Annotated in this window: 20 protein-coding genes; 12 read left to right on the top strand and 8 right to left on the bottom strand. The window is 66.2% G+C overall.

Features of this window, described 5'->3' with window-relative positions; all coding sequences use genetic code 11:
• Positions 1-1,035: 1,035 nt before the first annotated feature.
• Together J2Z30_RS40415 and J2Z30_RS40410 are read left to right on the top strand one after the other, a co-directional pair.
• A complete protein-coding gene (locus tag J2Z30_RS40415) occupies positions 1,036-2,883 on the top strand; it encodes a non-ribosomal peptide synthetase (RefSeq protein ID WP_052701162.1) in 1,848 nt (615 codons plus the stop codon).
• Positions 2,880-4,190: a condensation domain-containing protein gene (locus tag J2Z30_RS40410; protein ID WP_044567279.1), complete on the top strand. Its 1,311-nt coding sequence runs from the start codon at positions 2,880-2,882 to the stop codon at positions 4,188-4,190. Before J2Z30_RS40415 ends, J2Z30_RS40410 begins: the two co-directional genes overlap by 4 nt.
• A 15-nt stretch (positions 4,191-4,205) precedes the next feature.
• Here the strand turns inward: J2Z30_RS40410 and J2Z30_RS40405 are convergent, their stop codons facing one another.
• Positions 4,206-4,982: an SDR family NAD(P)-dependent oxidoreductase gene (locus tag J2Z30_RS40405; protein ID WP_052701161.1), complete on the bottom strand. Its 777-nt coding sequence runs from the start codon at positions 4,980-4,982 to the stop codon at positions 4,206-4,208.
• Between the two features lie 166 nt (positions 4,983-5,148).
• Here J2Z30_RS40405 and J2Z30_RS40400 point away from each other — a divergent pair, with 166 nt between their 5' ends.
• A complete protein-coding gene (locus J2Z30_RS40400) occupies positions 5,149-6,060 on the top strand; it encodes an alpha/beta fold hydrolase (RefSeq protein ID WP_044567277.1) in 912 nt (303 codons plus the stop codon).
• 26 nt (positions 6,061-6,086) lie between these two features.
• Here J2Z30_RS40400 and J2Z30_RS40395 read toward each other — a convergent pair whose 3' ends face one another.
• Positions 6,087-7,553, bottom strand: a complete 1,467-nt coding sequence (locus J2Z30_RS40395; protein WP_063790844.1) for a pyridoxal phosphate-dependent decarboxylase family protein — start codon at positions 7,551-7,553, stop codon at positions 6,087-6,089.
• A 25-nt stretch (positions 7,554-7,578) separates the two neighbouring features.
• Entirely contained in the window at positions 7,579-8,391 is an 813-nt protein-coding gene (locus J2Z30_RS40390) for a TauD/TfdA family dioxygenase (RefSeq protein WP_044567276.1), read from the bottom strand.
• Positions 8,392-9,059: 668 nt separating this feature from the next.
• On the opposite strand from J2Z30_RS40390, the gene J2Z30_RS40385 reads away from it, so the two are divergent.
• The 8 genes from J2Z30_RS40385 to J2Z30_RS40355 all read left to right on the top strand — a co-directional run bounded on the left by J2Z30_RS40385 (position 9,060) and on the right by J2Z30_RS40355 (position 16,690).
• Entirely contained in the window at positions 9,060-9,812 is a 753-nt protein-coding gene (locus J2Z30_RS40385; protein WP_078956442.1) for a GNAT family N-acetyltransferase, read from the top strand.
• 20 nt (positions 9,813-9,832) lie between these two features.
• Positions 9,833-11,449, top strand: coding sequence for an NAD(P)/FAD-dependent oxidoreductase (locus tag J2Z30_RS40380; RefSeq protein ID WP_078956441.1), 1,617 nt, complete (start codon positions 9,833-9,835; stop codon positions 11,447-11,449).
• 13 nt (positions 11,450-11,462) lie between these two features.
• A complete protein-coding gene (locus J2Z30_RS50255) occupies positions 11,463-12,023 on the top strand; it encodes a carboxymuconolactone decarboxylase family protein (RefSeq protein WP_044567272.1) in 561 nt (186 codons plus the stop codon).
• A 13-nt stretch (positions 12,024-12,036) separates the two neighbouring features.
• A complete protein-coding gene (locus J2Z30_RS40375) occupies positions 12,037-12,726 on the top strand; it encodes a hypothetical protein (protein WP_044567271.1) in 690 nt (229 codons plus the stop codon).
• 1 nt (position 12,727) lies between these two features.
• Complete coding sequence (locus J2Z30_RS40370) at positions 12,728-13,420, top strand: iron-containing redox enzyme family protein (RefSeq protein ID WP_044567270.1); 693 nt, start codon at positions 12,728-12,730, stop codon at positions 13,418-13,420.
• Positions 13,421-13,548: 128 nt separating this feature from the next.
• On the top strand, positions 13,549-15,048 hold the full coding sequence (locus J2Z30_RS40365; RefSeq protein WP_044567268.1) for an AMP-binding protein: 1,500 nt from the start codon (positions 13,549-13,551) through the stop codon (positions 15,046-15,048).
• Between the two features lie 2 nt (positions 15,049-15,050).
• Positions 15,051-15,836 (top strand): alpha/beta fold hydrolase, encoded by a 786-nt coding sequence (locus J2Z30_RS40360; protein WP_209469041.1) that lies wholly within the window; start codon positions 15,051-15,053, stop codon positions 15,834-15,836.
• The gene (locus J2Z30_RS40355) at positions 15,833-16,690 is read left to right on the top strand and encodes an alpha/beta fold hydrolase (RefSeq protein WP_044567265.1); all 858 of its coding nucleotides are present in this window, start codon (positions 15,833-15,835) and stop codon (positions 16,688-16,690) included. The genes J2Z30_RS40360 and J2Z30_RS40355 overlap by 4 nt, the downstream gene beginning before the upstream one ends.
• A 41-nt stretch (positions 16,691-16,731) precedes the next feature.
• On the opposite strand, the gene J2Z30_RS40350 is transcribed toward J2Z30_RS40355, so the two are convergent.
• Genes J2Z30_RS40350 through J2Z30_RS40330 form a run of 5 tightly spaced genes read right to left on the bottom strand, consistent with a single transcriptional unit; the run spans position 16,732 to position 21,976 of the window.
• Entirely contained in the window at positions 16,732-17,718 is a 987-nt protein-coding gene (locus J2Z30_RS40350; RefSeq protein WP_209469040.1) for a nucleoside-diphosphate kinase, read from the bottom strand.
• A 52-nt stretch (positions 17,719-17,770) separates the two neighbouring features.
• Positions 17,771-18,748 carry an AfsA-related hotdog domain-containing protein gene (locus tag J2Z30_RS40345; protein WP_052701158.1) on the bottom strand — a complete coding sequence of 326 codons (978 nt, stop codon included), beginning with the start codon at positions 18,746-18,748 and terminating at the stop codon, positions 17,771-17,773.
• A 27-nt stretch (positions 18,749-18,775) separates the two neighbouring features.
• Positions 18,776-19,771 carry a FomB family phosphonate monophosphate kinase gene (locus J2Z30_RS40340; protein WP_107073473.1) on the bottom strand — a complete coding sequence of 332 codons (996 nt, stop codon included), beginning with the start codon at positions 19,769-19,771 and terminating at the stop codon, positions 18,776-18,778.
• A 54-nt stretch (positions 19,772-19,825) separates the two neighbouring features.
• Complete coding sequence (asnB, locus tag J2Z30_RS40335) at positions 19,826-21,670, bottom strand: asparagine synthase (glutamine-hydrolyzing) (protein ID WP_044567263.1); 1,845 nt, start codon at positions 21,668-21,670, stop codon at positions 19,826-19,828.
• A gap of 42 nt (positions 21,671-21,712) precedes the next feature.
• A complete protein-coding gene (locus tag J2Z30_RS40330) occupies positions 21,713-21,976 on the bottom strand; it encodes an acyl carrier protein (RefSeq protein ID WP_044567262.1) in 264 nt (87 codons plus the stop codon).
• 182 nt (positions 21,977-22,158) lie between these two features.
• On the opposite strand from J2Z30_RS40330, the gene dxr reads away from it, so the two are divergent.
• Complete coding sequence (gene dxr, locus J2Z30_RS40325) at positions 22,159-23,358, top strand: 1-deoxy-D-xylulose-5-phosphate reductoisomerase (protein WP_052701157.1); 1,200 nt, start codon at positions 22,159-22,161, stop codon at positions 23,356-23,358.
• The last annotated feature ends 74 nt before the right edge of the window (positions 23,359-23,432 follow it).

Below are 23,432 nucleotides of genomic sequence, written 5' to 3'. Positions count from 1 at the left end.
CGCGGTGACCGGCAAACTTCTCGATCCCTCGGAGATCGCGAGCCCCGGCTACTGGAGCCGCCCGGCCGAGACACCGGACGGACTGGAGGACGGCGTACGGCTGCTGCGCGACCGGGGCGTCACCGGCTTCCTCGAGGTCGGCCCGGACGGCGTGCTCAGCCCAGCGGTCAGCGGCGTCCTGGCCGATGTCGACGACCGAGGCTGGGTGACCAGCGTGCTGCTGCGCGACCAGGGCGACGCCTCGCGCGTGCTGAGCTTCCTGGCCGAGGCCTATGTCAACGGCGCGTCGGTGGACTGGACCGCGGTGTCGGCCGGCTCCGGCCGGCGCCGGGCCGGACTGCCCACCTACCCGTTCCAGCGCCGTCGCTTCTGGCCGGCGCCGGCTGCGGCGGGCGCGCACCCGTTGCTCGGGACGGCGGTTGAACTGGCCGACCCCGCCCAGCGATGGTTCGGCCGGACGGACGCCACACCCGTGCTGTCCGCCGGTGCGCGCGCCGACTGGGCGGTGGCCGCCGCACGCGCTGTCGGTGCGCCGGCCGCGCTGCGCGACCTGGTCTTCCCGGAGCCGGCCACCGAGTCGGTGGGGCCGGCCGCGGTGCAGACCGCGGTGCGTACCGGTGCGGTGCCGATGCGGATCGGCGGGTACGTCCGTGCGTCCGGTGCGTCCGGTGCCGGCTGGACGGCGTACCTGGATGCGGAGATCGCCGAGCCGGAACCGGCCGGCGACCTCCCGGACCGCGCCGACGGCGGACTGATCCAGGTCACGGGCGACTCCGCCGCCGAGGTGCTCGACGGCTGCCTCCGGCTGGCCGCCGCCGGGGGGAGCGTGGCCGGGGCCGAGCGGCTCGAACTCTTCGACGACGTGCCGGCGGAGGTCTGGTGCCGGGTGCGCGGTCGCGGGGACCTGAGCGACCTGGACCTGGTGTCGGCCGACGGCGCCCCGGTCGCGCGGATCACCGGCCTGCGGTTCCACCGGACGGCGACGGCATGACCGAGGCACTCACCCACGATCCAAGTCCACGGAAAGGTTGTTCCATGTCGAACCCCGATGCCGGCAGCCCGGTACTCGCGGTCATTGAGCGTCATGCGCGGATCCGGGGTGACGCGCCCGCGATCCTCGCGCCGGGCGACCCGGCCGGGCTGAGCTACCGGCGCCTGTCCGGCCGCATGCACGCCGTCCGCGCGGCGCTGACCGGGCTCGGGGTGCGCCCCGGGCACCGGGTCGCGGTGGTCCCGGGAGAGGACGCCGACAGTGCCGCGCTGCTGCTCGGCGTGCTCGCCGCCGCGGCGTGCTGCCCGGTCAACCCACTCTGGTCGGCCACCGAGACCCAGGACTACCTGGACACGCTCGACGTCGCGCTGATCGTGCTGGCCGACGGGGCCGGAACCGCCGCCGCGCAGCAGGTGGCGGCGGCCAAGGCACCGGCGGTGACGCTCCGGTTCACCGGCGAGGACCTGGTGGTGGAGCCGCAGGACGGCGGCCGCCCGGCCGAGACGGCGGCGACCGGGCCGTATCCGGACGAGGCGCTGCTGCTGCGGACCTCGGGTACGACCTCCATCGGCAAGGTCGTGTCCCTCAGCGCCGCCGGCGTGGTCGCGGCCGCCCAGGCCACGGTGGACGCCTACCATCTGACCGACTCCGACCGCCGGTTCAACATCATGCCGTTCTTCCACGTTCAGGGCCTGGTCGGTTCGCTGATCGCCTCGCTGCTCCCGGGCGGCAGCATCGTCTGCGCGCCGGCCCCGGACCCGGCCACCGCACTGCGGCACGCGCTGGACAGCGAGGCGACCTGGCTCTCGGCCACCCCGACCATGCACCGGCTGATGGTGCGGCACGTCCCCCGGGACCGCGACTGGCCCGGCCCGCTGCGCTTCGTCCGCTGCGGCTCCGGAGCCCTGACCGCGGGCCTGCGGGCCGAGCTCGAAACCGGCTACGGCCTGCCGGTGGTCGAGTCGTACGGGATGTCCGAGGCGCACCAGATCGCCTCGACCCCGCTGCCTGGCGACCCGGGCGCCGCCGGGCTCGTCCCGACCGGCTCCGAGGTCGCGGTCCTCGACCAGCACGGCCAGGTCAGCACCGCGCCGGACGCGTCCGGCGAGATCGTCATCCGCGGCGCCAACGTCATGCACGGGTACGTGTGGCCGCCCGGCCTTAAGTCCCCGTTCGTTCGCGGCGGCTCCGCAGGCGACACGGAAGGGGCCGGCTGGCTGCGCACCGGTGACCTGGGCCGGTTGCTGCCGGACGGCTCGTTCCTGATCACCGGGCGGGTCAAGGAGATGATCAACGTGGGCGGCGAGAAGGTGTCGCCGTTCGAGGTGGAGGCCGCGATGCTGAGCCATCCCGCGGTGGCCGAGGCGGTCGCGTTCGGCATCCCGGACCCGGTCCGCGACGAACACCTCGGTGCCGTGCTCGTACTCGGGCCGGGCGCGACGCTGGGCGACGAGGAGTTCCGGACGTACCTCGGGCAGCGGCTCGCACCGGTCAAAGTTCCCCGGGTCTTCCTGCGCCGCGCGGACATCCCGGTCGCCGAATCCGGCAAGATCCAGCGCGGCTCGCTGGCCAGGGTGCTGGCCGAGGAGCTGACCGCGGCCGGGCCGACGGCGGAGTCGGACGGGCGGACCGCGCCCCGGACGCCGGTCGAGGCCATGCTCAAGGGGCTGTGGTCGCTCGTGCTCAAGCGGGAGGACATCGGCGTGGACAACGACTTCATGGCCCTGGGCGGGGACTCCATGGCCGGGATGGCGCTGCTGAGCCTGGTCGAGGACAGCCTCGGCGTGGCCATCACCCCGGCTGAGCTCTTCACCGACATCACGACGATCGAGGCGATGGCCGCGGCGATCGGCGAGCGGACATCCGGTACCACGGAAGGAGCGGGCCGATGACCGAGTCGGACAAGCACCGGTTGATGGTGCCGGACGACAGAGTTCTCGCCGGTGGCCTGATGAGCGTGCCCATTCTCTACCGGTTCCGTGGACCACTGGACCGGGCCGCGCTCAGCCGTGCGCTCGACCGGGTGGTGGACCGGCACGCGGCGCTGCGGATCACGTACGAGCGGGCCGGTCTGCGGAGGCTGCGCGAGCACGTCCTGCCACCCGGTGTTCACCTGCCGCTGAGCGAGACCGTCGTATCCGAGCCGGACGAGGCCGAGCGGCTGATCCTCGCGCGCATGACCGAGATGTTCGACCCGGACGGCCTGCCGCTCACGGCCGACCTGTACCGGCTGGCCGACACCGAGCATCTGCTGCTGATCAACGTGAACCACCGGGTCACCGACGCGTGGTCGAATGCCCTGATCCGCCGCGACCTGGCCCGGTTCTACAACGCCGAAACCGGTGTGGCGACCGAGCCGCTCCCGGTCGTCGAGTGGCTGCCCGGCGACTACTACGCCTGGCGGGACGCACGGCTGGCCGGCGAGCCGGGCCGCCGCCACGCCGAGTACTGGGACCGGCAGGCGCCGCGGCTGAAGTGGGCCGGGCTGCGTCAGCGGGCGGAGAAGTTCGGCGAGCGGCGGCCGCCGTCCAGAACGGTCGATATCGCGTTCGTATCCGGCGATGTGGCCGCGCTGCGGGAGCTCGCCACCGCCGAGCGCACCACGTTGTTCGCGGCGCTGCTGGCCCTGTGGTTCAGCGTGCTGCACGCGGCGACCGAGGAACTCGGGCTGGTGGTCTGCTCGATCCACGCCAACCGGATCCGCCCCGAGGCCTGGAACACCGTGGGGCAGTTCGCCAATCTGACCTATCTGCGGGTGGACCTGCCCGCCGAGCCCACGTTCCGGGACGTGCTGCGGCTGACCCGGACCACGTCCCTGGACGCGATGGCCCACCAGGAGTACCCGATCTTCAATGTGGTGACCCACCCCGGCACGACGCCACGGACCGTGTCCCGGGCCGGGGAGGTGGCGTTCAACATGCTGGCCACGCCGCCGAACGCGGACGGCGCCGCCGGGGCGGACTTCAACGGTCTGGAGGCGGTGTCACTGCCCTTCCCCGCCGGTGTGAGCAGCCACTTCGACCTGGAACTGTTCATCACCCCCCGGCCGGACGGGCTGAGCGGCGTGCTGCGCTGGGCCGAGGGGGTCTATCCACCGGAGCTCGTGTCCGCCATGGCGGACACCTACGCGTCAATGGTTTCGGCAGTGGCACAGGACCCGGACGTGGCGCTGTCCGGGTTTCTCAAACGCTTCCGGTGAGCCCTTCGCGGGCACTCAGCCGATCATGAACTGGCCGCCGTCGACGTGAATGGCGGCGCCTGTGATGGCCGCGGACCGCTCGGCCGCGAGGAACGCGCACGCCCAGGCGATCTCCGCGGGCTGCGGCTGCCGCTTGATCGCGATGGTCTCCCGGGCGAACCGCTCCGACCGCCCGGGAGTCATCCCCGGATGGGTCTCCAAGTCGCGGATCGTGTCGGCGAACCCCGGGTTGATGTCGTTCACCGTGATCCCGAACGGCCCGAGGCTGCGGGACAGGGAGCGGGTAAGGGTCCGCAATCCGCCCTTGGCGGTGGAGTGGGGGATCCGGGTCGGGCCGCCGATCCAGCCGTCCGGCCCGTTCATGTGCACGATTCGGCCCCAGCCGCGCTCGCGCATCCCCGGCGCGAACGCCTTGGCGAGGTGCCACGACGCGGTCAGTTGCTGGTTGAGGTGGAGGTGCCAGTCCTCGTCCGTCGTATCCCAGAAGTCCTTGTGCAGCCGCCGGGCGGCGTTGCTCACGTAGATGTCCACGTGCCCGAACGCCTGTTCCGCCCGGTCCTTCAACTCCAGCACCGTCGACTTCTCGGCCGCGTCGCCGAGCACGACGATGGCCTTCGCGCCGAGGGCTTCCGCCTCGTCCTTGACCTGGTTGGCCTCGTCCGCGTTCGACCTCGAGTTGATGACGACGTTCGCGCCGCGGGCAGCGAACTCGAGGACGATCGCCTTGCCGAGATTACGGCCGGAGCCGGTGACGAGCAGCGTCTTCCCGTCGATCCCGAACTCATCGGTCATGGTGCTCCGCCTCTCTCCTGGCGTCCCTGGCCCTGGTGGTGGTGGCTGCTGGCTCAGTGGCTCGATGGTGGAGAATGCGGCAGGGATCTTGGAAATGATAGGCGACGATATCAACTGAGGCGAGGATCCCGCTCGTTGGTCGCCAACCTCTGGTTGACTCTCCTGTATGACCACATCGGCTGATCCGGATTCCGCCGCGCCACCCGCGTGGTACACCACCGCGCTGGCCACGCCGGTCACCGAACATGAGATCACGGTGGCGGGCACCCCGATCGCCTACCGGGCCTGGGGCGAGCCGACCGGGCGCGGCGTCGTACTCGTGCATGGGGCCGCCGCACATTCGCGCTGGTGGGATCATGTCGGCCCGCTGCTGGTCAGCGGCGGGCGGGTCGTCGCGCTGGACCTGTCCGGGCACGGCGACAGCGGTAGGCGCGACGCGTACGGCCTCGAGATCTGGATGCGTGAAGTGCTCGCCGTCATCGCGGACGCGGGACTTGACGCGCCGCCAGTGGTGATCGGGCACAGCCTGGGAGGCGCGGTGACGCTCCGGCTGGCCGCGCTGTCCGGGCACCGCATCGAGGGGGCTGTCCTGATCGACTCTCCCATGGTCGGCCCAGTGGCGGAGAAACGCGCGACGCGGGAACGGCGCGCCTTCGGGGCGGCGACACGCCGCTATCCCTCGCGTGAGGCGATCATCGGCCAGTTCAGTCCCATGCCCAACCAACCGGTGCTCGGCTACGTCGCCGATCATGTCGCCGCCACATCCATCCGCGAGGTGCCCGGTGGTTGGACCTGGAAATGGGACCCCGCCATATTCGCGCGGGAGCGGGTCGAGAACCCGTTGATCCGACTGGACTGCCGGGTGGCGCTGGTGCACGCCGAGCACGGCATGGTCCAGCCGGAACGCCGCGACGCCATGTATGACCAGCTCGGCCGGGTCGCCTCAGTCATCGAGATCCCCGGCGCGAGACATCACATCATGCTCGACCAGCCCCTCGCGCTTGTCGCCGCGATCCGTACCCTGCTCTCCGACTGGGCGCATTCCCTACCCGGATCACCGGGTCGGAGCGAGCACTGATGGCAGCCGTCGTCCCACCGGCAAGGTCACGGACGGTGCGAGGCACTCGTTCCTCCCATGTCGGCGGATCCATCGGTGTCCTGACGGCCCACAGCGTTCCGGAACGCCTCAAGAGTACGAGCGACGTCACCATCGTCCGTCTGCCAGTTGGACACCGATATGCGGATAGCTCGTCGGCCGTCGAAGGAGGTTCCGCTCATGTACGCCTCGCCGCTGTCCACAACCCGGCGCAGGACCCGCTCCGTCGTCTCGTCGTCCTCGAACCGGAAGAGAACCTGGTTGATCACGACCTCGTTCAGGATGCGACAGCCGGGTATGTCGGCCAAGCCCTCGGCAAAGGTCCGCGCGTGTGCACAGGTCCGCTCCACCAGCTCCGCGACACCCCGTTGGCCAAGGGACCTGAGCGCCGCGTAGACGGCGAACCCCCTGGCGCGCCTGGAGAAGGCGGGAGTCCAGTTGATGGGCTCCCGTGGCTCTCCCGGACCGCCCTGCACCAGATAGTCCGCTGAAACACTCATCGCTGCCCGGTGGGCCTGCGGGTGGGCGCAGAAGGCCAGACCGGAGTCGTACGGGACGTTGAGCCACTTATGGGCGTCCAAGGCCCAGGAATCGGCGCGCCCGGCGCCCTTGACCAGATGGCGAAGCGCGGGGCTTGCGGCGGTCCATAGGCCGAAGGCCCCGTCGATGTGGAGCCATGCCCGAGCCTCGGCCGCGACGTCGGCGATGGCGTCCATATCGTCGAAGGCGCCGGTGTTGATCTCGCCGGCCTGGGCACAGATGATGGCCGGACTGTCGTCGGCGGCGAGTTCCTCGCGTAGCCGGGGGACTCGCATCCGGGCGGAACCGTCAGTGGGAATGAGGGTCAACGAGGCCTTCCCGATGCCCAGGAACCGGAGGGCCCGGTCGACGCTTGCGTGGCGCCGGGCGCCCGTGAGGACCCGGATGGGCGGGGCTCCGTTCAGTCCCAGCTCCTCGACGTCCCAGCCCGCTGCTCGCAGGACGTGGTGCCTGGCTGCGGCCAGGCACGTGAGATGGGCCATCTGGGACCCGGGAACGAAGGCGAACGAGGCGTCGTCCGGAAACCCCAGCAGCTGCCGGAGCCATGCACCCGCCACTTCTTCGGTGACAGCGGCGGCCGGCCCGCACGCGTACATCGCGGGAGCCTGGTCCCAGACGGAGGTGAGCCAGTCGGCGGCGACGGCGGCCGGCAGACCTCCTCCGAGCACGAACCCGAAATAGCGGCCCGAGGGTATCCCGACCAGTCCCGGCTCAGCCGCGCGGGCCAGGTCTTCCACGACCTCCAGCGGATCGACGGGGTCACGGGGGAGCGGGCCGCCGAGTCGTGAGCGCAGATCGTGGACGGTCGCCGACTCTGCGATCGGCCGACTGTCCAGTGACTGGAGCCATTCGACCGCGATCTCCGCCGTGCGCGTGAACACCTCGCTCGGCACTACGGCCGGAAGCCGCCATTGATCCTTGAAGGACAAATCCATCCGTGGTTCCTCCGATATTCCTGCCTCAGAGAGCGATCTGGCCGCGGAACAGTACCCGGGTGCCACCGGTACCGATCGCGGTTCGACCATGTAGAGTGCGCTGGTTGTCGATCACGACCAGATCGCCGACGCGCCAACGGTGCTGGTATGTGTAGCGGGGCTCGCGAAGGTAGGCATCGAGGCGCGAGAGAAAACGGCTGGACTCCTCGAGTGACATGTTGGGGACCCGTGCCCGCCAGCCGCGTACGTCGGCGCCGTCGGGGAAGTTCAGCGCAAGATTGAGCGAACGTACCCGACCATGGTCACGTACCGCGGGGATGGAGTACCAATCCTCCGGCACGTTGGGGAAATAGCCGCGTTCCTCGACGAGATATTCGAGGGAGCCGGCGTGCTCGAGCGGCTGCCGAAGATCTTCCGGCATTTCGTTCCACGCGGACAACTGGTCGCAGACGAAGGTTTCACCCGACCCCGGCTCGTCCTGGAAGTCGGCGGCGTACAACATGATCAGGTCGGTGCGCTCGCCGACCAGCATGCCGTCAGTGTGCAGCGGGAGAGGGCCGCGCCCTGTGACGACCTTGCCGACGTCATGCGAGGCGTTGAGCTTGAGCAGGTCGGCCTGTCCCTCGCCGAACTTGTGGTGAACGGTCTCTCCCACGGCGTGCACCAGGCTCTGGAACTGTTGCTCGTCGAGGCTGAGGCCCCTGACGAGTACGCAGCCGCTTACCGGGGCCGCCTCGCGGATGTCCGATCCGAGGGCCGCGAGGTCGGTGCCCTCCGCGGCAGAGAGGATGGTGCCCATGCCGGATTCGGTCAATGGGTTCGGTGTCACGGTGGCCATACGACTGGATTCCTTTGTGCGATCCGTTGTGTGACGTCTTCCAGCGGCCGTCCATTTGAGCCCGCACCAGCCGGAACACAATCCAGGGAATTGGTGGTCAGGTACTCGGCCTGGGCCCAGAGGATATTCGAACCAGGTTTGAATGGGGGGCGTCGAGAGCCGACCCGAAGGACGAGGATCCCAGAATTTCGATAAGCGGCCAACAGTGCCGTGCACTCTGGCTGGATCTCGCACTCATGTCCTGTATTCGCCGCTCACGGAACCAGCGCCTGCGCCTCGCCCCGTGCAGCCCGCGCACAACCTGACAAGCGTTATGACTGTTCAGGGTCCAGCAACTGGCCAAAGTGCGGAACGGTCTTGTGGGGTTGTCTGGGGCGACCAGATCGGCGCGCAAGGGGGTATATGCGGCGGGCTGCACTGCCGGGAACTCGCCAAAGGTGGCTGGATTTTGACGCGGCTCTTCGCGGGCATTATTGCTCGGCATCGAGGCATGCCGTTAACTGCCATAAGCAGCGAGCGTTACCCGTTGGCGTGTCCTGCTTGCGGGCAGCGTTATCGTGTACGTCGAATCAGTTGGCCTCGTCGAGCAGTTCGCGGCCATGAAAGGTCGCCCGCCGCACCGGGGCCGCTTTCCCTCTCCCGACACGGCATAAGCGTGTGTGGTAATCATGGAAAATTGGTCGGCATCTCAAGGCCTGACGTGTTCCGGGGACAGGTCGACGGCCGGAAGACCCTCGAAAAAGCATCTCGCGGGCTGGAAATTCCGCGAGGAGCCCAAGAACTCTGATCAACCGTTCTTCCTGTACATCGCCTCGACCGAAGCGGATTTCGAAGCCGTGGACGCGCTGTGGGAGGCGGTGTATGGGCAGGAGTGCGGCTGGCTCCCCGCGGCGAACGGGCCCCGGCACAAGGATCGCTACGACGCGCAGGCCACCTATCTGCTCGCCCGCGCCGAAGGTCGGGCGGTCGGCACCATGCGGCTGGTGGAAGACGGAAGCGGTGGTTTGCCCATCGAGCAGTTCGTCTCCATCGACGATCTGCGCGCTCCCGACCGGCGGCTCATCGAGTGTCAGCGGCTGATGATCCTCCCCGAGTACCGCAACCAGCGGTACGACTTGATGCCGTACGGAGTGCTCGCCGCGCTGGTGAAGGGATGTATTCACTGGTCCGTCGTCCATAACGCCACGCACATTATGGCCGACCTCTTCACCGAAACCGCGACGACGCCCATCGGCCCGCTGGCCGCACTCGGCTTCGAGGAAACCGGAAAGGAGTTCATCGACACGGAACTCGAAGGTTCCGGACGAAGTATCGCGCTGCTCCTGCGGGTGGCCGAGCTGTTCTCGCGGCCGTTCAGAACCAGCGCGTCATTCTACCGCTACCTCATGGAGTACGACAGCACAGTAGACGTATATCACTGAAGCACCGGGACGGGAGAAAAATGACGGACTCCGCATGCGAGTACGACGTCGTAGTCATCGGCGGAGGGCCGGGGGGATCCATGACGAGCACCCTGCTGGCCCAGTACGGGAAGCACGTCATTCTGTTCGAATCGGCGCAGTTCCCCCGCTACCACATCGGCGAATCGCTGCTCTCCGGCACTGCCGACCTGCTCAAGATGATCGGTGTCCTGGACAAACTGGAAGATGCCGGGTTCGTCAAGAAGCACGGCGTCGAATGGGTCTGGGGAGAACGACGCGAGCCGTGGACGGTGTACTTCAAGGACGCGCTGGCCATGCCGTACGACTACGGCTACCAGGTCGAGCGCGGCCCCTTTGATCAGATGCTGCTGGAGAACGCCCGCGAACACGGCGTCGACGCGCGTGAGGGGCACCGCGTCACGGACTTCGCGATCGGTGACGACGGCACCGTACGGGTCGACTACACGGACGCGGCCGGCAACCTCGGGTCCGTGACCGCCCGCTGGCTTGTGGACGCCTCGGGCCAGGGCGGCCTGGTGACCAAGCGGCTGCATCAGCGGGAGTGGGACCCCTACCTCAAGAACATGGCGCTGTGGACCTACTGGCGGGGGGCCGAACGCCCAGCCGGACTGGACGCGGGCAACACCTTCCTGCCGACCTTCGACGAGGGCTGGTGGTGGTTCATCCCGCTGCGCGACGACCTCACCAGCATCGGCGTCGTCGTCGACCGTGAGTCGTACCTCAGGCATAAGGCATCCGGGCTGGACCGCTACTACCAGAATTGCCTGGAGCGGACACCCGAGCTGGTCGAGCGGCTGAAGGACGCTGAACAGGCGGACACGATCCACGCTCAGCGCGACTGGTCGTACATCTACGACAGGTTCAGCGGGGACGGATACCTCGCCGTCGGCGACGCGGCCTGCTTCATCGACCCGCTTTTCTCGACCGGGGTGCACCTGTCGATGCTCAGCGGATACCTGGCCGCGACCGCTGTGAACACGATCCTGGACAAGCCCGCGATCAGCCGTGACACGGTGCTGGACTTCTACGAGAGCACCTACCGCCAGGAATTCGAGCGGCTGCGTGCCCAGGTCTACTTCCTCTACGGAGGTCACGGCAGTCACGGCGGTCATGGCGGGTCGAAGGAGTCCTACTTCTGGCACGCGCGCAGCCAGTTCGACGTGCCGGGAATCGCACCGGAGAAAGCCTTCGTCTCCCTCATCGCCGGTGCCTTCCAGCACCGTTCCTGGTACCGCAGGTTCCTGGCACAGCTGGACGTCCCCGCGGAGCTGCGCGGCACCATCGAGGGGATCTTCGAGGGCAAGTCCGCCGGCGTCAACGTGGACTGGCGGCAGCCGGTGATACCGGCCGAGGCGATCGAGCTCGGGGAAGAACTCGCCGTGGACGGCCGATATCTGAGGTCGTCGCAGGTCCTGCGCCACCCCTCCGGCACCAGTATGCCGCTCACCCCGGCGCTGTCGGCGATTCGGGACCTGGCCGACGGCAGCCGGTCCGCCGAGGAACTCGTCCGACTGCTGGTGGAAAAGGAGCTGGAACCGGCGGACCGGGCACGGGCACTGGTCCATGAGGCCATCACCTTCGGATTGTTCGAGCCGCGGGAATCGGCGGAAGCCTGAGAGGCGGTATCTGATGGCAATCGTCGACCTTCAGCAGGATGAAGACGTCATCCCCGAGGTGCGCTCCGTCTTCGCCGCGGTCCGTGAGGAGTACGGGTTCGTGCCGAACATCCTCCGGGCGATGGCGCACTGCCCGGATCTGCTCCAAGCCTTCGTCCCCTTCTGGGCGCAGATCTACGCCTCGCCCACCATCGGCCCCCGGTTGCGGGCCCTGGCGGCGCTCAGCACCGCCAAGGCCCAGGAATGCGCGTACTGCGTGGCCCACATGAGCGCCTCAGCTCGCCGGGCGGGTATGGGCGAGCACGAGATCAGCGCCGTCGGCGACTCCCGGGCGCAGACTCAGGTGTTCGATCCGAAGGAAGCCCTGATCCTCGAACTCGCCGACCGGCTGACGCAGGACCCGGACGGCACCACCGACGCATTGCGCAAGCGGCTGCGTGGCGTGTTCACCGAGGCCGAGATCGTCAACATCGTGCTCGCCATCGGCACGTACAACCTCACCAGCAGGTTCCTCAAGGCCCTCGCCATCGATGTGGAGGAGGAGCTTACCGCCCCGCAGTCACACCCGGAGTGAAGGAGGCACCGCCATGAGCAGTTCGACCCTCAAGGACGAAATCACCGAGAAGCACGGTCCGAACGCCCTGGACCTGGTGCTGACCGTGTACCTGAACTTCTACTACTCCGAGCTGGAGATCATCGACCTGTGCGCCCGCTGGATCCCACGGCGGGAGAACCTGCGTGAGAAGTCGTACCTCATCCACCACGCGTCCGACGAGGTCGTGCACGCCCGCCTGTTCAAGGAGGGCGTCGAGCGGCTGGGACTGGTCTGGGATGAGTTCGACCACGACAAGTACCGCATCGACGACATCGACCGGCGTTTCCGCAAGCTGTATGAGAGTGACGACGAGATCGAGGTCCTCATCGGGCTGAACCTCTATGCCGAGGGCGTGCTGGCCATGGAGGAACTGCACCAGCTCGGCCGGAACAAGCCCAAGTACTTCCCGGAGTTCTCCCGCATCGAGCGCGAGGAGCGCCGTCACATGGGCTTCGGCCTGACAGTGGCCAAGCGCCTGCTCGAAGAGAGCGAGGAGACCCGGCGCCGCGGCATCGAGTACTGCAAGTGGTACCAGGAGCACCTCGACAACTACCTCGGCGGCGAGCTCTCGCAGACCATCTCATGGGCGATCGAAGAGGGTTTCGTCGAGGCCGACTACATCCCCCGTACCCGAGCGCGATTCGGCGAGACGATGTCCAAGCTGGGCCTGCTGGAGGCATGAGATGACCACGAGTGCGTACGCGCGGGCAGAAGCCGAGACGGCGCCGGTGCTGGCGGAGTACATCGAAACACACCCTTTCATCGCGTGCATCCTGGAGGGGACGCTCACCAAGCCGGTCTACGCGGCCTACCTGCGCGAGACCTACCACCTGGTGACCCAGACCCCCTACTTCCTGTCGGCCGCGGCGTCGCACAGCGACCGCGAATGGCTGCAGGACTGGTTCCTGGACCTGGCACGCGACGAGCGTCACCACAACAGGCTCTGCGTACGAGATCTGGAGAAGCTGGGTATCGCCCCCGACGAGTACCTCGGCATCATCCCCGGTCTCGGCACCTGGACCATGGTGGGGCAGAACCACTATCTGGCTCGAGCCGCCAATCCCATCGGCATCATCGGGTTCGCCGCCGCCACGGAAGGGCTCGGTGCCACTCTCGCCCCCAAGGCGGCCGAGGCCATGCGGCAATACGAGTTCGCCAAGGACGCGTTGTCCTTCCTCAAGGTGCACTCGACCGAGGACCAGGAGCACATCGAGGTCGTCCGTAAGGGATTCGACCGCTGCGCGGAGTCCTCGGAGGCGTACACGGTGATGGTCGCCGCCTGGAAGTACACCCTCCGCGCGTACGCCCAGCTGTTCACCGATGCGCTGGAGCGGGGCGGCTCTGACCGGGCCGCCACGGCTCCACGAGTTGGTTGACATGGCTCCACGAGTTGGTTGACATGGTCATGGTTGAATACGGGGACCGCTGTACGCTCACCGGGATTGTCGCCGCCATGCCGAGCAGGGCGTCGAGTTCTCTGCTGTGCCGGCGCGATGGGACCCGGATGTCCGTGTCCTATCCGGAGTGCCACCGTGACGCGACTCTGCTCGCCGCCGCCCTGCGGCAGCGAGGCGTCACCCCAGGCTCTCGGGTCGCGATTCACGGCGCGACGTCCTATGAGTGGGTCCTGGCGGATCTCGCGGTCCTGCTGGCCGGGGCCGTCTCGGTCGCGCTCTATCCGAGCGCTCCCAAGGGCCGGGCCGTGGCCACCGCCGACGAAGCCGGCTGTCGCGTGGTCTTCACCGACCGGGCAGACTGCGTCGCCGCCTTCCGTACCGCGGGAATGGACGTGGTATGCCTGGGCGACAGCGTCGGCGCGGCGCCGTCGGCGGCCGCCTTGATCGGTGAAGCCGATGGTGCGCCGTCGGACGCCTTCGAACCGGCGGACCGCGGAAACGGCCCGTTCACCATCGTTTCGACCAGTGGCACCCTCTCCGAACCCAAACTCTTCGCGGTCCACTCCGCCCCGCTGCTGTACACCATGGACCGGTTCGCGGAACTGTACGGGTTCGACGGCCGGGACCGGTTGCTGCTCTATCTGCCGCTGTCCCACCTGCCACAGCGCATGATGCTGTACTGGGGGCTCGGGCAGGGGATGGACTTCGTCCTCAGCGACCCGGCCCGCATCACGACGGACAGCGTCAACTGGTCTCCCACCCTTCATGTGGCCGTACCGCGCTCGCTGCAGCACCTGCACAAGCGAGCGCAGGACATCGCGCGGCGACAAGGTCCGGACGACGTGGAAGGCGGCATGTCGAAGGCGTACGCGTCGGTTTTCGGGAACGCATTGAAGGCGGTGTTCGTGGGCAGCGCGCCCACCGATCCACAGCTGCTCACCGAACTGCGCGCCGACGGACTGCCAGTCTACGAGGTCTACGGCACCACCGAGCTCGGAATGATCGGCCTCAATGTCCCCGGGGCCACCCGGCCGGGCACCGTCGGCCGTCCCATCCCCTGGGGGGACGTGACGACCGACCCGGCCACCGGTGAGATCCTGGTCCGCACCCCCACACCCTTTCGCCATGGCGAGGTGTCCGGGCCCCGCATCGTACCGGTGGCACGGAACCCGGACGCCTGGTGGCCGACGGGCGACGTTGGTGCCGTCGACGCGGACGGCTACCTGAGCGTGTACGGACGTATACGGGACTTCGTGGCCCTGCCCAACGGTGAGAAGGTCTTCTTGCGCTCCCTGGAGGAAGCGGTTACTGCCGCCACCGGGGCAGGGTTGTGTGCCGTCATGAAGACCGATGCGTCCAGCCTGGGTGCTCTTCTGTTCTTCGATCCGGCTTCCCCGGAGGGGGAAAGGAGCGAGGACGGATGCAGGGCCCTGCTCAAGGCGGTCAACCAGCGCCTGCACCCCTGGGAGCGCATTCACTTCTTCTCGGTCGTGGCCGCCATGCCTTCCGTGGCGGACGGTTGCATGACCGAAACCACCAAGCCCCGCCGGCACAAGATCGAGGAGATTTACGGCACCGGGGCGCAGTGGCTCAGCGTGAGGGAATGACCATGACACGACGAACCATGGATCTCGGGAATGGCAGGATCAGGTACCGAATCCAGGGGGAGGGCCCGCCGCTCGTCCTGGTCTCGACGCTGGCCGGCACCTGGATACGGCAGATCCGTCAACTCTCGCAGCACTACTCCGTACTCACCTACGACATGCGTGGATTCGGCGACTCTCCGTCCCGGCGCGGCTTCCCCTCCAACGCCGAGCACGCCGACGACCTGGACAGGCTCCTGGAGACGCTGGGCATCCCCAGGGCGTCTGTGCTGGGGCTCTCCCACGGCGGTCTCGTCGTCCAGCACCTCGCGCTGCGCCATCCCCATCGGGTCCGCCGTCTCGGGCTGGTCGCGTCCTTCGCCCGGCCGGGTGGCTCGGCGGGCATCTTCCTCAAGATGCTCAACGGCTTCCTCGACCGCGACGATTTGCCCAACTTCTGGGAGGTGCTGAAGAGCTTTCTTTTCTCGGCCGCCGGCAGCGAACGCATGGTCAGAATGGAGACACATCTGCGGCGGACGATGTTCGATCGGTACACCACCGCGGCGCTGCGCAGCATCTACGGCCAGGCACGCGAGCACGACCTGCTGACCGAGCTGTGCGCGGTACGCTGCCCCGCTCTGGTGATTGGAGGAGAGCAGGACATGCTCTTTCCGCCGTCAGTGACCGAGGAACTCGCGGCGGCGATCCCGGGCGCGTCACTGGAGCTGCTGCCCGCCGCACATGTGCCCCCGGTCGAGGCACCGCTGCCGTTCAACAAAATCGTCACCGAGTTCTTCGGGGTGGAGCGATGACCTCGACACCTGAGGAGAAACACTCCTCCCGACTGGTCGATCTGGCCGATGGACAGCTCCGCGTCTACGAGAAGGGCCGACCGGACGGGCCGCCGCTCGTCTTCTTGCATGGCTTTCTGACCTCGGCATTCACCTGGCGCCATATCCATCCCGCATTCACCGACCGGTACCGGGTGATCCTGGTGGACCTGCCGGGTAGCGGCGGTTCGTCCGGTCGGGACGGGCGGTGGGACGCCAATCGCTGGGTCCGGCTCGTCGCGGATCTCCTGGACGAACTGGGAGTGGACAGGGCCATCCTCGTCGGCAGCCAGATGGGGGGATCACTCGCCGCCTGGTTCGCCGCCCTGAGCCGGGAACGCGTCGACCGTATGGTCCTCATGGCGGCTGGAGCACTTGGCGAGACAGAGGCGAACCTGACGCTGTACCGGCTGCTCGCCCGCCGAAGGCTGGGCGCTTGGGTCTCCCGCCTGTTCCCCAGGCGGACGTTCGAACGGCGGTGGCTGGCGGCTCACGGCCCCGACTACAACCCGGAGCCGGGAGTGGTGGACCACTACTTCCAGCAATTGCGGCGCCAGGGACCCGAGATGGCGCGGACCGGGCTCGGCCTGCGGCTGAGTTACGGGGAACACTTCGACGCATTGGCCGGACCGATCAGTGGCCTCGCGGTGCCGACGTTGCTGATCTTCGGTGCACGGGATCCGATCGTACCGGTGTCGACCGGGCAGCGCTTCTCGGCGCTGCTCACCGATGCGTCCCTGGTCGTGATGCCAGGCTGCGGAGACTTTCCCCAGGAGGAGAAGCCGAAGGAGATCACCGAGGCCATCACCGCATTCCTCCGGAAGACCGATGGCTGAGGCGGACCGAGCTGTACCTGCCCCGGATATAGGTCACTTGGTCAGCCGCGGACCCACTCCGTCACCGAGGTCCCGGAAAGAATGCGGAACCGACCTGGCACATTCGCATCGGCCAGGGTCGTGCCGAGTACCACCGTGTCCCAGGCGTCCCACGGAACCTGTGCGTGGACCATGGCCGTGGGGAACTCATGCCACCCGCGTTTGCCCGCTTCAACCGACGCCAACAGCTCTGTCAGCAATAGGCCGTGGTCGGTGTCGATCAACCCTCCGTGCTCCGTGGCGACGATGGCATGTAGCCATTCGGACCGGCGCGTCGCGTAGTCGAGGGACCGTTCCCTATCGGTCTGCTGGTAGAGCCGCTCGGCTTCAGCCGAAGGCGAGTGCTCAGCGTCGATCAGCATGGCGTGGAGGACCCGTCGCCTCTGTTCCTCATCGAGGAGGACGGACAGCTCACGAACAAAATCGGCGGGTTCGTCCGGCGAGTGCACGGCGTTCAAGATGTAGTTGACCGTGCTCAGCGACGACCGAAGCTGATGGGATTCCCGGACTGAGGCATCGGCCGATCCCTTGAGCGCGGCCATGCGTACCGCCGCTGGGACGGGATGTGAGGGCATCCGCACCACGAGCACCAGCATATGCGATCGCGCCATGAACAACTCGGTGACATCGCGGCGGTCGCGTGTGGCGATGTTCCATTGAAACTCCCATAGCGCACGGATCACATGCCGGGAGGCACTTGTGATTTCCGATGCGACTACCCTGATGTCGTGTCGCGCCAGCCAGTCGAAGACGGCTTCCAACTGTCGGCTGACGACGGCGTCCGGCTTGCACAACAGAATCGCGTGCCGATTCATCCACCCCCGCAGCTCGTCAGCCGACCTGGCAGCGGTGGAGAGCTCTCCCCATGCCTCGCGGAAGTACAGATCAATGCCGTAGAGCTTGCGTTTCAGCGGTTGGATCGACAGCCAGGACGGAATTTCGTCACCGAGCCGACCCGTGCCGAACTCGACGGGGATCGTACTGGGCATGGTCGCCACAGCCTCCCTGCTTTCTGAAATCGCTCGGGTTGATGGGAATTACTCAGTCCATCCGCGCGTGGAGATCGAAGCGGGATGCGACTCGTCCCTGCTGGCTGACCTCAATGGTCAGAGGCGTTCCCAGATGCTTTTTGGCCGGATCGTCCGCGCTACCAACTCGTGCCCGCAGCTCGGTGGGCAAATCGAACTCTGCCACCGAGGTGAAACTCGTTGCACAGGCCGTCATCCTGATTTCACTGGCCGGGGTCCCGGTGCGCCTGGAGATGGTGGCCACGGCCAGCTGCCGAGCCGCCTCCAGCTGCACCATGCCGTAGATGTGGTCGATTGGGTGATCGAAAAGGACTGGGTGTCCGATGTCGGCCCGTATAGTGGCCGTGGAGACCTCGTCGCCGTAGGAGAGATCTGCCAGGACGATGTTCTCGGGGTTTACTCGCCCAACCTCCTGCGGGGTCAGCGAGGTGGTAGGAGGATCCGGCATCTTCAGTTCTGACGGAAGGCTGCGGCCCCTGCGCATGAATTCGCGCATCTCGCGCCACTTCGTCCGCTCGATCCAGGTCATACGGATACGTATAACGGCGAGCTTCTCCTCGTTTGCCTGCATCACAAATCGCCACAGCAGACCAGAGACCATGTTTCCGCGTTTCCATACCCGCTCGACGGTGCTGTCCACGACGGCATTGACCGGTCGCGTGGTGTCGAGCGGCCTTTTGTTGACCAGTTCCGCATCGAGCTCCTGGAACAGGAACTGGTAGTTGTTCCCCTCGACAGGTACACCGAACTGCTGGTGCGCGACGACGAAGCACGCCTGCCGGCAGATTTCGACCAGCAGCGCGAGATCGGGCTGGCGGTTCTGTAGCGGGTACTCACAGTAGAACCCGTGTGCGCGGGGCAGTTGCGCGCCCAGCGCCATCCGATCCTCCGAGATGGGCTCGAAATCCGTGATGAAGACCTCATCGATCGACCATTTGTGTACCAGTTCCCTCGTTATGGTTTGCCGGTGCCCGACAGTACGTGCTCCCATGAAGAATCCTTTTCTGAGTACGACACGCTAGGAACCTGATGCGGACAGGACGGAGAGGGTGGATGCTCGAACGCGCGCATCCATCATATCGATGTTCGAAACAAAGCACCGAGCGTTCTCGCAAAGACGGGAAAGGCCTTCTTTCATGGACTTGTAGTGCTCTGCGTAACGCTGGAGGTCGTAGCCGAAATGAGCTATCAGATCGTCCTTGAGCCCATACGTTGTCACACCTAGACCGAACTGATCGAGAAAAGAAAAGGCCGTGCTCGGGTCCACCCTGCGGAATCCACTGGGTGCCTCTGGACGTGAATTGACGATCACTATGTTACGGATGCGAGCGGCATCCACGGCTGGCTGCTCGAAGAGTACATCCGGGCTGGATATGTACTCTCCTGCTTCGATGTGCGGAGGGAGCCCATGACGGTCGATCAACTCACCGAAGCACACGTCCCGACGCACTCGCATCGCCGAGGGTACGGCATGCGCCATATCGCCCTTTACCAATGTGTGGGTATTGGTGAGGAATTGAGCTCCGGCCATACAGGCTTGTGCCAAGAATACGCTCTTGCCCCCGCCGGTCTGTCCGAACAGAAGTGTTCCACCGCCCGGCAGGACGAACCCGCCGGCCTTGAGGTCCAGGTAGCTGTTCTCCGCAGCGTATATGCTCAGGAGGTATTTGACGAAGTACGGCCACACGATCTTCTCAAGCGAGCGCCCGAAGACATAGAATTCCCGGTTTCGCGTGATGAGATACACCGGATCGCCGAAATAGGGGCCCCTGTAGTAGCCCTTGGTGAACCTTTTCGCCCGCACCGTAGTGTCCACCAGATGCCGAATGGACGAGACGTCGACCGTATCGCGGTCGGTATCAATACAGCGAAGCTCGAAATCCACGGGGGTGTCGTCGTCGGCAAAGCGTGTGAAGTACGACCGGGCCGGGAATTCTTCGAGGTTGCTGCTCAGCCGGAACCGCAGCACGTTGAGATCGATGACCGATGACGATCTGATCTCCGGAGTTGGCAGATTTTCGGCCGGGTGCAGTATGTCAGGCTCGATGGGAATCACCGCTGCTTTTCCTCAGATCGTGAGGCTGACGTCGTATTCGGTCAGCCATCGGTTGAGCCAGACCGCGAGTTCCAGACTTCCTCGGCTGTAGGAGCGGCTGACCGCCTCTTTGGGCCGGGCCAGCGCCGTGCGGACCTTTTCCGTGTCGAGCAGGGGCCGGACGGGCGCGTCCTGGTCAGCCAAGATCCCCTGCATCTCCTTCCGTAGACCCAGTTCGTAGTCGGGATCCTGGGTGGTCGGATATGGCGTCTTTGCTCGCGTGAGGATGGATGACGGTAGGAGATCGCCGACAGCGGCGCGGAGCAGGCTCTTCTCCCGGCGATCGAACGACTTCATACTCCATGGCACGTTGAAGACGTATTCCACGAGCCGGTGATCGCAAAACGGGACGCGTACCTCCAGGCCGACGGCCATACTCATCCGGTCCTTGCGGTCGAGTAGGGTCTGGACGAAGCGCGTGAGATTGAGATAGGTGATCTCCCGCATTCGGCGTTCGATGCCGCTCTCGCCGGGAAGGGTGGGCACTTCGGCCAACGCCTCTCGATAACGGGCCGCACGATATCCGGGAATGTCGAGCTTCTCCAGCAGACTAGCGTCAAGCAAGCGCAAGCCGCCGAAGTAGCGGGAGGATCCAGAGGTCAGCCAAGGGAAGGTATCGGCCCCGACCGCACGCGGGTTGTGGAACCATCGATAGCCCCCGAAAAGCTCGTCCGCTGCCTCACCGGACAGCGCGACCGTGCAGTGCTTTCGAACCTCCCGAAACAGCAGGTACAGCGACGGCCACATATCTCCCCAGTAGGCGGGCGGTAGATCTGTGGCGGCCAGTACCGCCGAGCGGACGGCCGGGTCGAGTAGTTCGCGACTATCCAGCATGATCTCGGTGTGATTTGAGTGCACATGCTGGGCGAGTTCACGAGCGAACGGTGCGTCGGCAGCGCCCCGCACCGCATCCGGTTCGAATGCGTCGAGGGTTTTCGAGAAGTCAACGGAGAAGGACCGGAGGGTGCCTGGCTCAACGGTGTCGACCGCCAGTGCGGTGACGGCTGAGGAATCGATGCCGCCCGACAGCAGTGTGGCCAAGGGGACGTCCGAGACCATCTGGCGCTGCACAGTGTCTGCCAGCAGGTCGCGCACGGTCTCGACGGTCGTGTTCAGCTCGTCGACGTGCGGCCTCGCCTCAAGTGCCCAGTACCGGTGTTTGGTGAGACCGGATCGATTTACTCGTAAGAGGTATCCGGGGCGTATTTCGTACATTCCGCTGTAGACGGCATGCTCCGGCGTTTTCACCATGTCGAGCACTTCACGCAGGCCGTCGGCGCTGACCTGGGACGGTACGGCGGGATGACGGAGGATCGCCTTGGGCTCCGAGCCGAAGATGACTCCATGGTGCGTCGGGAAGTAGTAGAGCGGCTTTATTCCCATTCGATCACGAACGAGAATAAGCTCCTGGCTGCGAGGATCCCACAGGCCCATCGCGTACATGCCATTGAGTCGTTCGGCAAATGAGACGCCCCACTGAAGATAGGACCGTAGGGCCACTTCAGTATCGCTCTTTGTCCGGAAAGTATGGCCGTGCGATATCAGCTCGTTCCGCAGTTCACGGAAATTATATATTTCGCCGCTGAAGGTGAGCACGAAGGGTTGGGTCGCTGCCCTGCTCTCCGCCGTCATCGGCTGCTTTCCACCCTCGACATCGATGACGGCCAGCCTTCGGTGTCCGAAGGCCGCGTGACCGCTCAGCCAGATACCCTCCGCATCCGGGCCGCGACACGCCAGTGTATCTGTCATTGCCTGCAGCGTTCCGCTTTCCTGTGACAGATCCCGACTGAAATCAACCCACCCGGTCACTCCGCACATCGCAACCTCACCCTTCCGTATAGGTGGACTTCATGACGCCGGCTAGGAACCCGTAGCGAGTTTCTCGTTCACCAACTTGACCAGTTCGCCGGGGGTCTCTGCGTCGACGGCGACGTCATAGGAGAGCTCGACGGTGTATTCCCGCTCGATCTGGACGAAGGTGTTGAACAGGGCCAGTGAATCGATGCCGAGATCCTCAAATGTGATGTCCTCGATGTTGCCCGCCAAGTCCACGTCGACGGAGGCATCCTGCTCTCCATGTTCGCGGAGCAGCTGCGACAGGCGGACAAGATTGAACTCGGCCATCCGGGTGTCCTTTCTCGCTGATTTGAATGACGCCAGTCGTCACCTATGTGAAAGATTTGATGAGCCATTGATATCGACTCAATCTGATCCAGTTCCCTGCTAGGATGCGTCGGACTGCGCGGGCAGCGAACCTGAGAAGGATCAGGCCACGACGTGCAGCTGGCTCAAGCTGGGAGAATTTCATGACAGCGGTCGTTGTTCTGGGCTCTACCGGATCGGTCGGAACGCAGGCGGTTGACGTGATCCGACGCAATCCGGATCGTTTCACCGTCGTCGGTCTGGCCGCGGGTGGGGGACGCGTCCAATTGCTCGCCGAGCAAATCTTGGATTTGAGGCCCGAGGTCGTTGCCGTTGCCAGGGAGGAAGCCGCTGAGGCGGTGTCCGAAGCCGTGGCGGCCGAGGCGGACCGACGCGGCCTGGCGGCGAGTGAGTGGCCGCGGCCGAAAATCTGTTCCGGTAGCGCCGGCGTCGAAGAAGTGGCGGCTCTCCCCGCCACCGTGGTACTCAACGGCATTACCGGAGCTTTGGGCCTCACATCCACGCTCGCGACACTGCGGGCCGGTACGACGCTCGCCTTGGCCAACAAGGAATCGTTGATCGTCGGGGGTGAACTGGTGAAGCGCGAGGCCCGGCCGGGGCAGATCGTTCCCGTCGACTCCGAACACTCCGCCCTGGCCCAAGCGTTGCGTGGCGGCAGTCGGAGCGAGGTGCGAAAGCTCGTGCTGACCGCCACGGGAGGGCCGTTCCGCGGCCGCAGTCGCGCAGAACTGGCAGATGTCACCGTTGAGGAGGCACTTGCACACCCCACCTGGTCCATGGGTCCGGTGATCTCCGTCAATTCGGCCACGCTGGTGAACAAGGGTCTCGAAGTCATCGAAGCTCATCTGCTGTTCGATGTGCCGTACGAGGACATCGTCGTGATGATTCACCCTCAGTCGACGATCCACTCGATGGTCGAGTTCGTCGATGGTTCCACCATCGCTCAGGCAAGCCCACCGGACATGCGTCTGCCGATCGCGCTGGGATTGTCGTGGCCGGATCGGGTGCCCGGTGCGGCGAGGACCTTCAACTGGAGCGAATGCCAGTCCTGGGAACTCTTCCCGCTGGACCATGACGCGTTCCCATCCGTCGGGCTGGCACGGCATGTCGGTGGCTTGGGCGGCTGCGCGCCGGCGGTGTTCAACGCGGCCAACGAGGTATGCGTCGACGCCTTCCTGGCGGGCCGCCTGCCGTTCCTCACCATCATGGACACGGTCACCGAGGTGGTGTCCGAACTCGGGGACCCAACCGCTGACAGTCTGGAAACGGTGTTGGAGGCCGATGCCTGGGCGCGGACACGCGCCCGGGAACTCAGTGGCGCCCCCCTGGATTCGCATCGTTGATGGGACTCCTGTCTTCGTCGTGCCGTGGTGTGGGATGTTCCACGCAGCGACCTCACCTCCCCGGCTGCCCGGGA

Source organism: Streptomyces iranensis, from assembly GCF_017874715.1.
GTDB classification, from domain to species: Bacteria; Actinomycetota; Actinomycetes; order Streptomycetales; family Streptomycetaceae; genus Streptomyces; species Streptomyces iranensis.
This window is presented reverse-complemented; position numbering and strand designations above follow the sequence as displayed.

Excerpts from the sequence above, each read along its gene's own strand:
- J2Z30_RS40415 (WP_052701162.1), top strand. The coding sequence starts at position 1,036 with ATGTCGAACCCCGATGCCGGCAGCCCGGTACTCGCGGTCATTGAGCGT.
- J2Z30_RS40410 (WP_044567279.1), top strand. The coding sequence starts at position 2,880 with ATGACCGAGTCGGACAAGCACCGGTTGATGGTGCCGGACGACAGAGTT.
- J2Z30_RS40405 (WP_052701161.1), bottom strand. The coding sequence starts at position 4,982 with ATGACCGATGAGTTCGGGATCGACGGGAAGACGCTGCTCGTCACCGGC.
- J2Z30_RS40400 (WP_044567277.1), top strand. The coding sequence starts at position 5,149 with ATGACCACATCGGCTGATCCGGATTCCGCCGCGCCACCCGCGTGGTAC.
- J2Z30_RS40395 (WP_063790844.1), bottom strand. The coding sequence starts at position 7,553 with ATGGATTTGTCCTTCAAGGATCAATGGCGGCTTCCGGCCGTAGTGCCG.
- J2Z30_RS40390 (WP_044567276.1), bottom strand. The coding sequence starts at position 8,391 with ATGGCCACCGTGACACCGAACCCATTGACCGAATCCGGCATGGGCACC.
- J2Z30_RS40385 (WP_078956442.1), top strand. The coding sequence starts at position 9,060 with ATGGAAAATTGGTCGGCATCTCAAGGCCTGACGTGTTCCGGGGACAGG.
- J2Z30_RS40380 (WP_078956441.1), top strand. The coding sequence starts at position 9,833 with ATGACGGACTCCGCATGCGAGTACGACGTCGTAGTCATCGGCGGAGGG.
- J2Z30_RS50255 (WP_044567272.1), top strand. The coding sequence starts at position 11,463 with ATGGCAATCGTCGACCTTCAGCAGGATGAAGACGTCATCCCCGAGGTG.
- J2Z30_RS40375 (WP_044567271.1), top strand. The coding sequence starts at position 12,037 with ATGAGCAGTTCGACCCTCAAGGACGAAATCACCGAGAAGCACGGTCCG.
- J2Z30_RS40370 (WP_044567270.1), top strand. The coding sequence starts at position 12,728 with ATGACCACGAGTGCGTACGCGCGGGCAGAAGCCGAGACGGCGCCGGTG.
- J2Z30_RS40365 (WP_044567268.1), top strand. The coding sequence starts at position 13,549 with ATGTCCGTGTCCTATCCGGAGTGCCACCGTGACGCGACTCTGCTCGCC.
- J2Z30_RS40360 (WP_209469041.1), top strand. The coding sequence starts at position 15,051 with ATGACACGACGAACCATGGATCTCGGGAATGGCAGGATCAGGTACCGA.
- J2Z30_RS40355 (WP_044567265.1), top strand. The coding sequence starts at position 15,833 with ATGACCTCGACACCTGAGGAGAAACACTCCTCCCGACTGGTCGATCTG.
- J2Z30_RS40350 (WP_209469040.1), bottom strand. The coding sequence starts at position 17,718 with ATGCCCAGTACGATCCCCGTCGAGTTCGGCACGGGTCGGCTCGGTGAC.
- J2Z30_RS40345 (WP_052701158.1), bottom strand. The coding sequence starts at position 18,748 with ATGGGAGCACGTACTGTCGGGCACCGGCAAACCATAACGAGGGAACTG.
- asnB (WP_044567263.1), bottom strand. The coding sequence starts at position 21,670 with ATGTGCGGAGTGACCGGGTGGGTTGATTTCAGTCGGGATCTGTCACAG.
- J2Z30_RS40330 (WP_044567262.1), bottom strand. The coding sequence starts at position 21,976 with ATGGCCGAGTTCAATCTTGTCCGCCTGTCGCAGCTGCTCCGCGAACAT.
- dxr (WP_052701157.1), top strand. The coding sequence starts at position 22,159 with ATGACAGCGGTCGTTGTTCTGGGCTCTACCGGATCGGTCGGAACGCAG.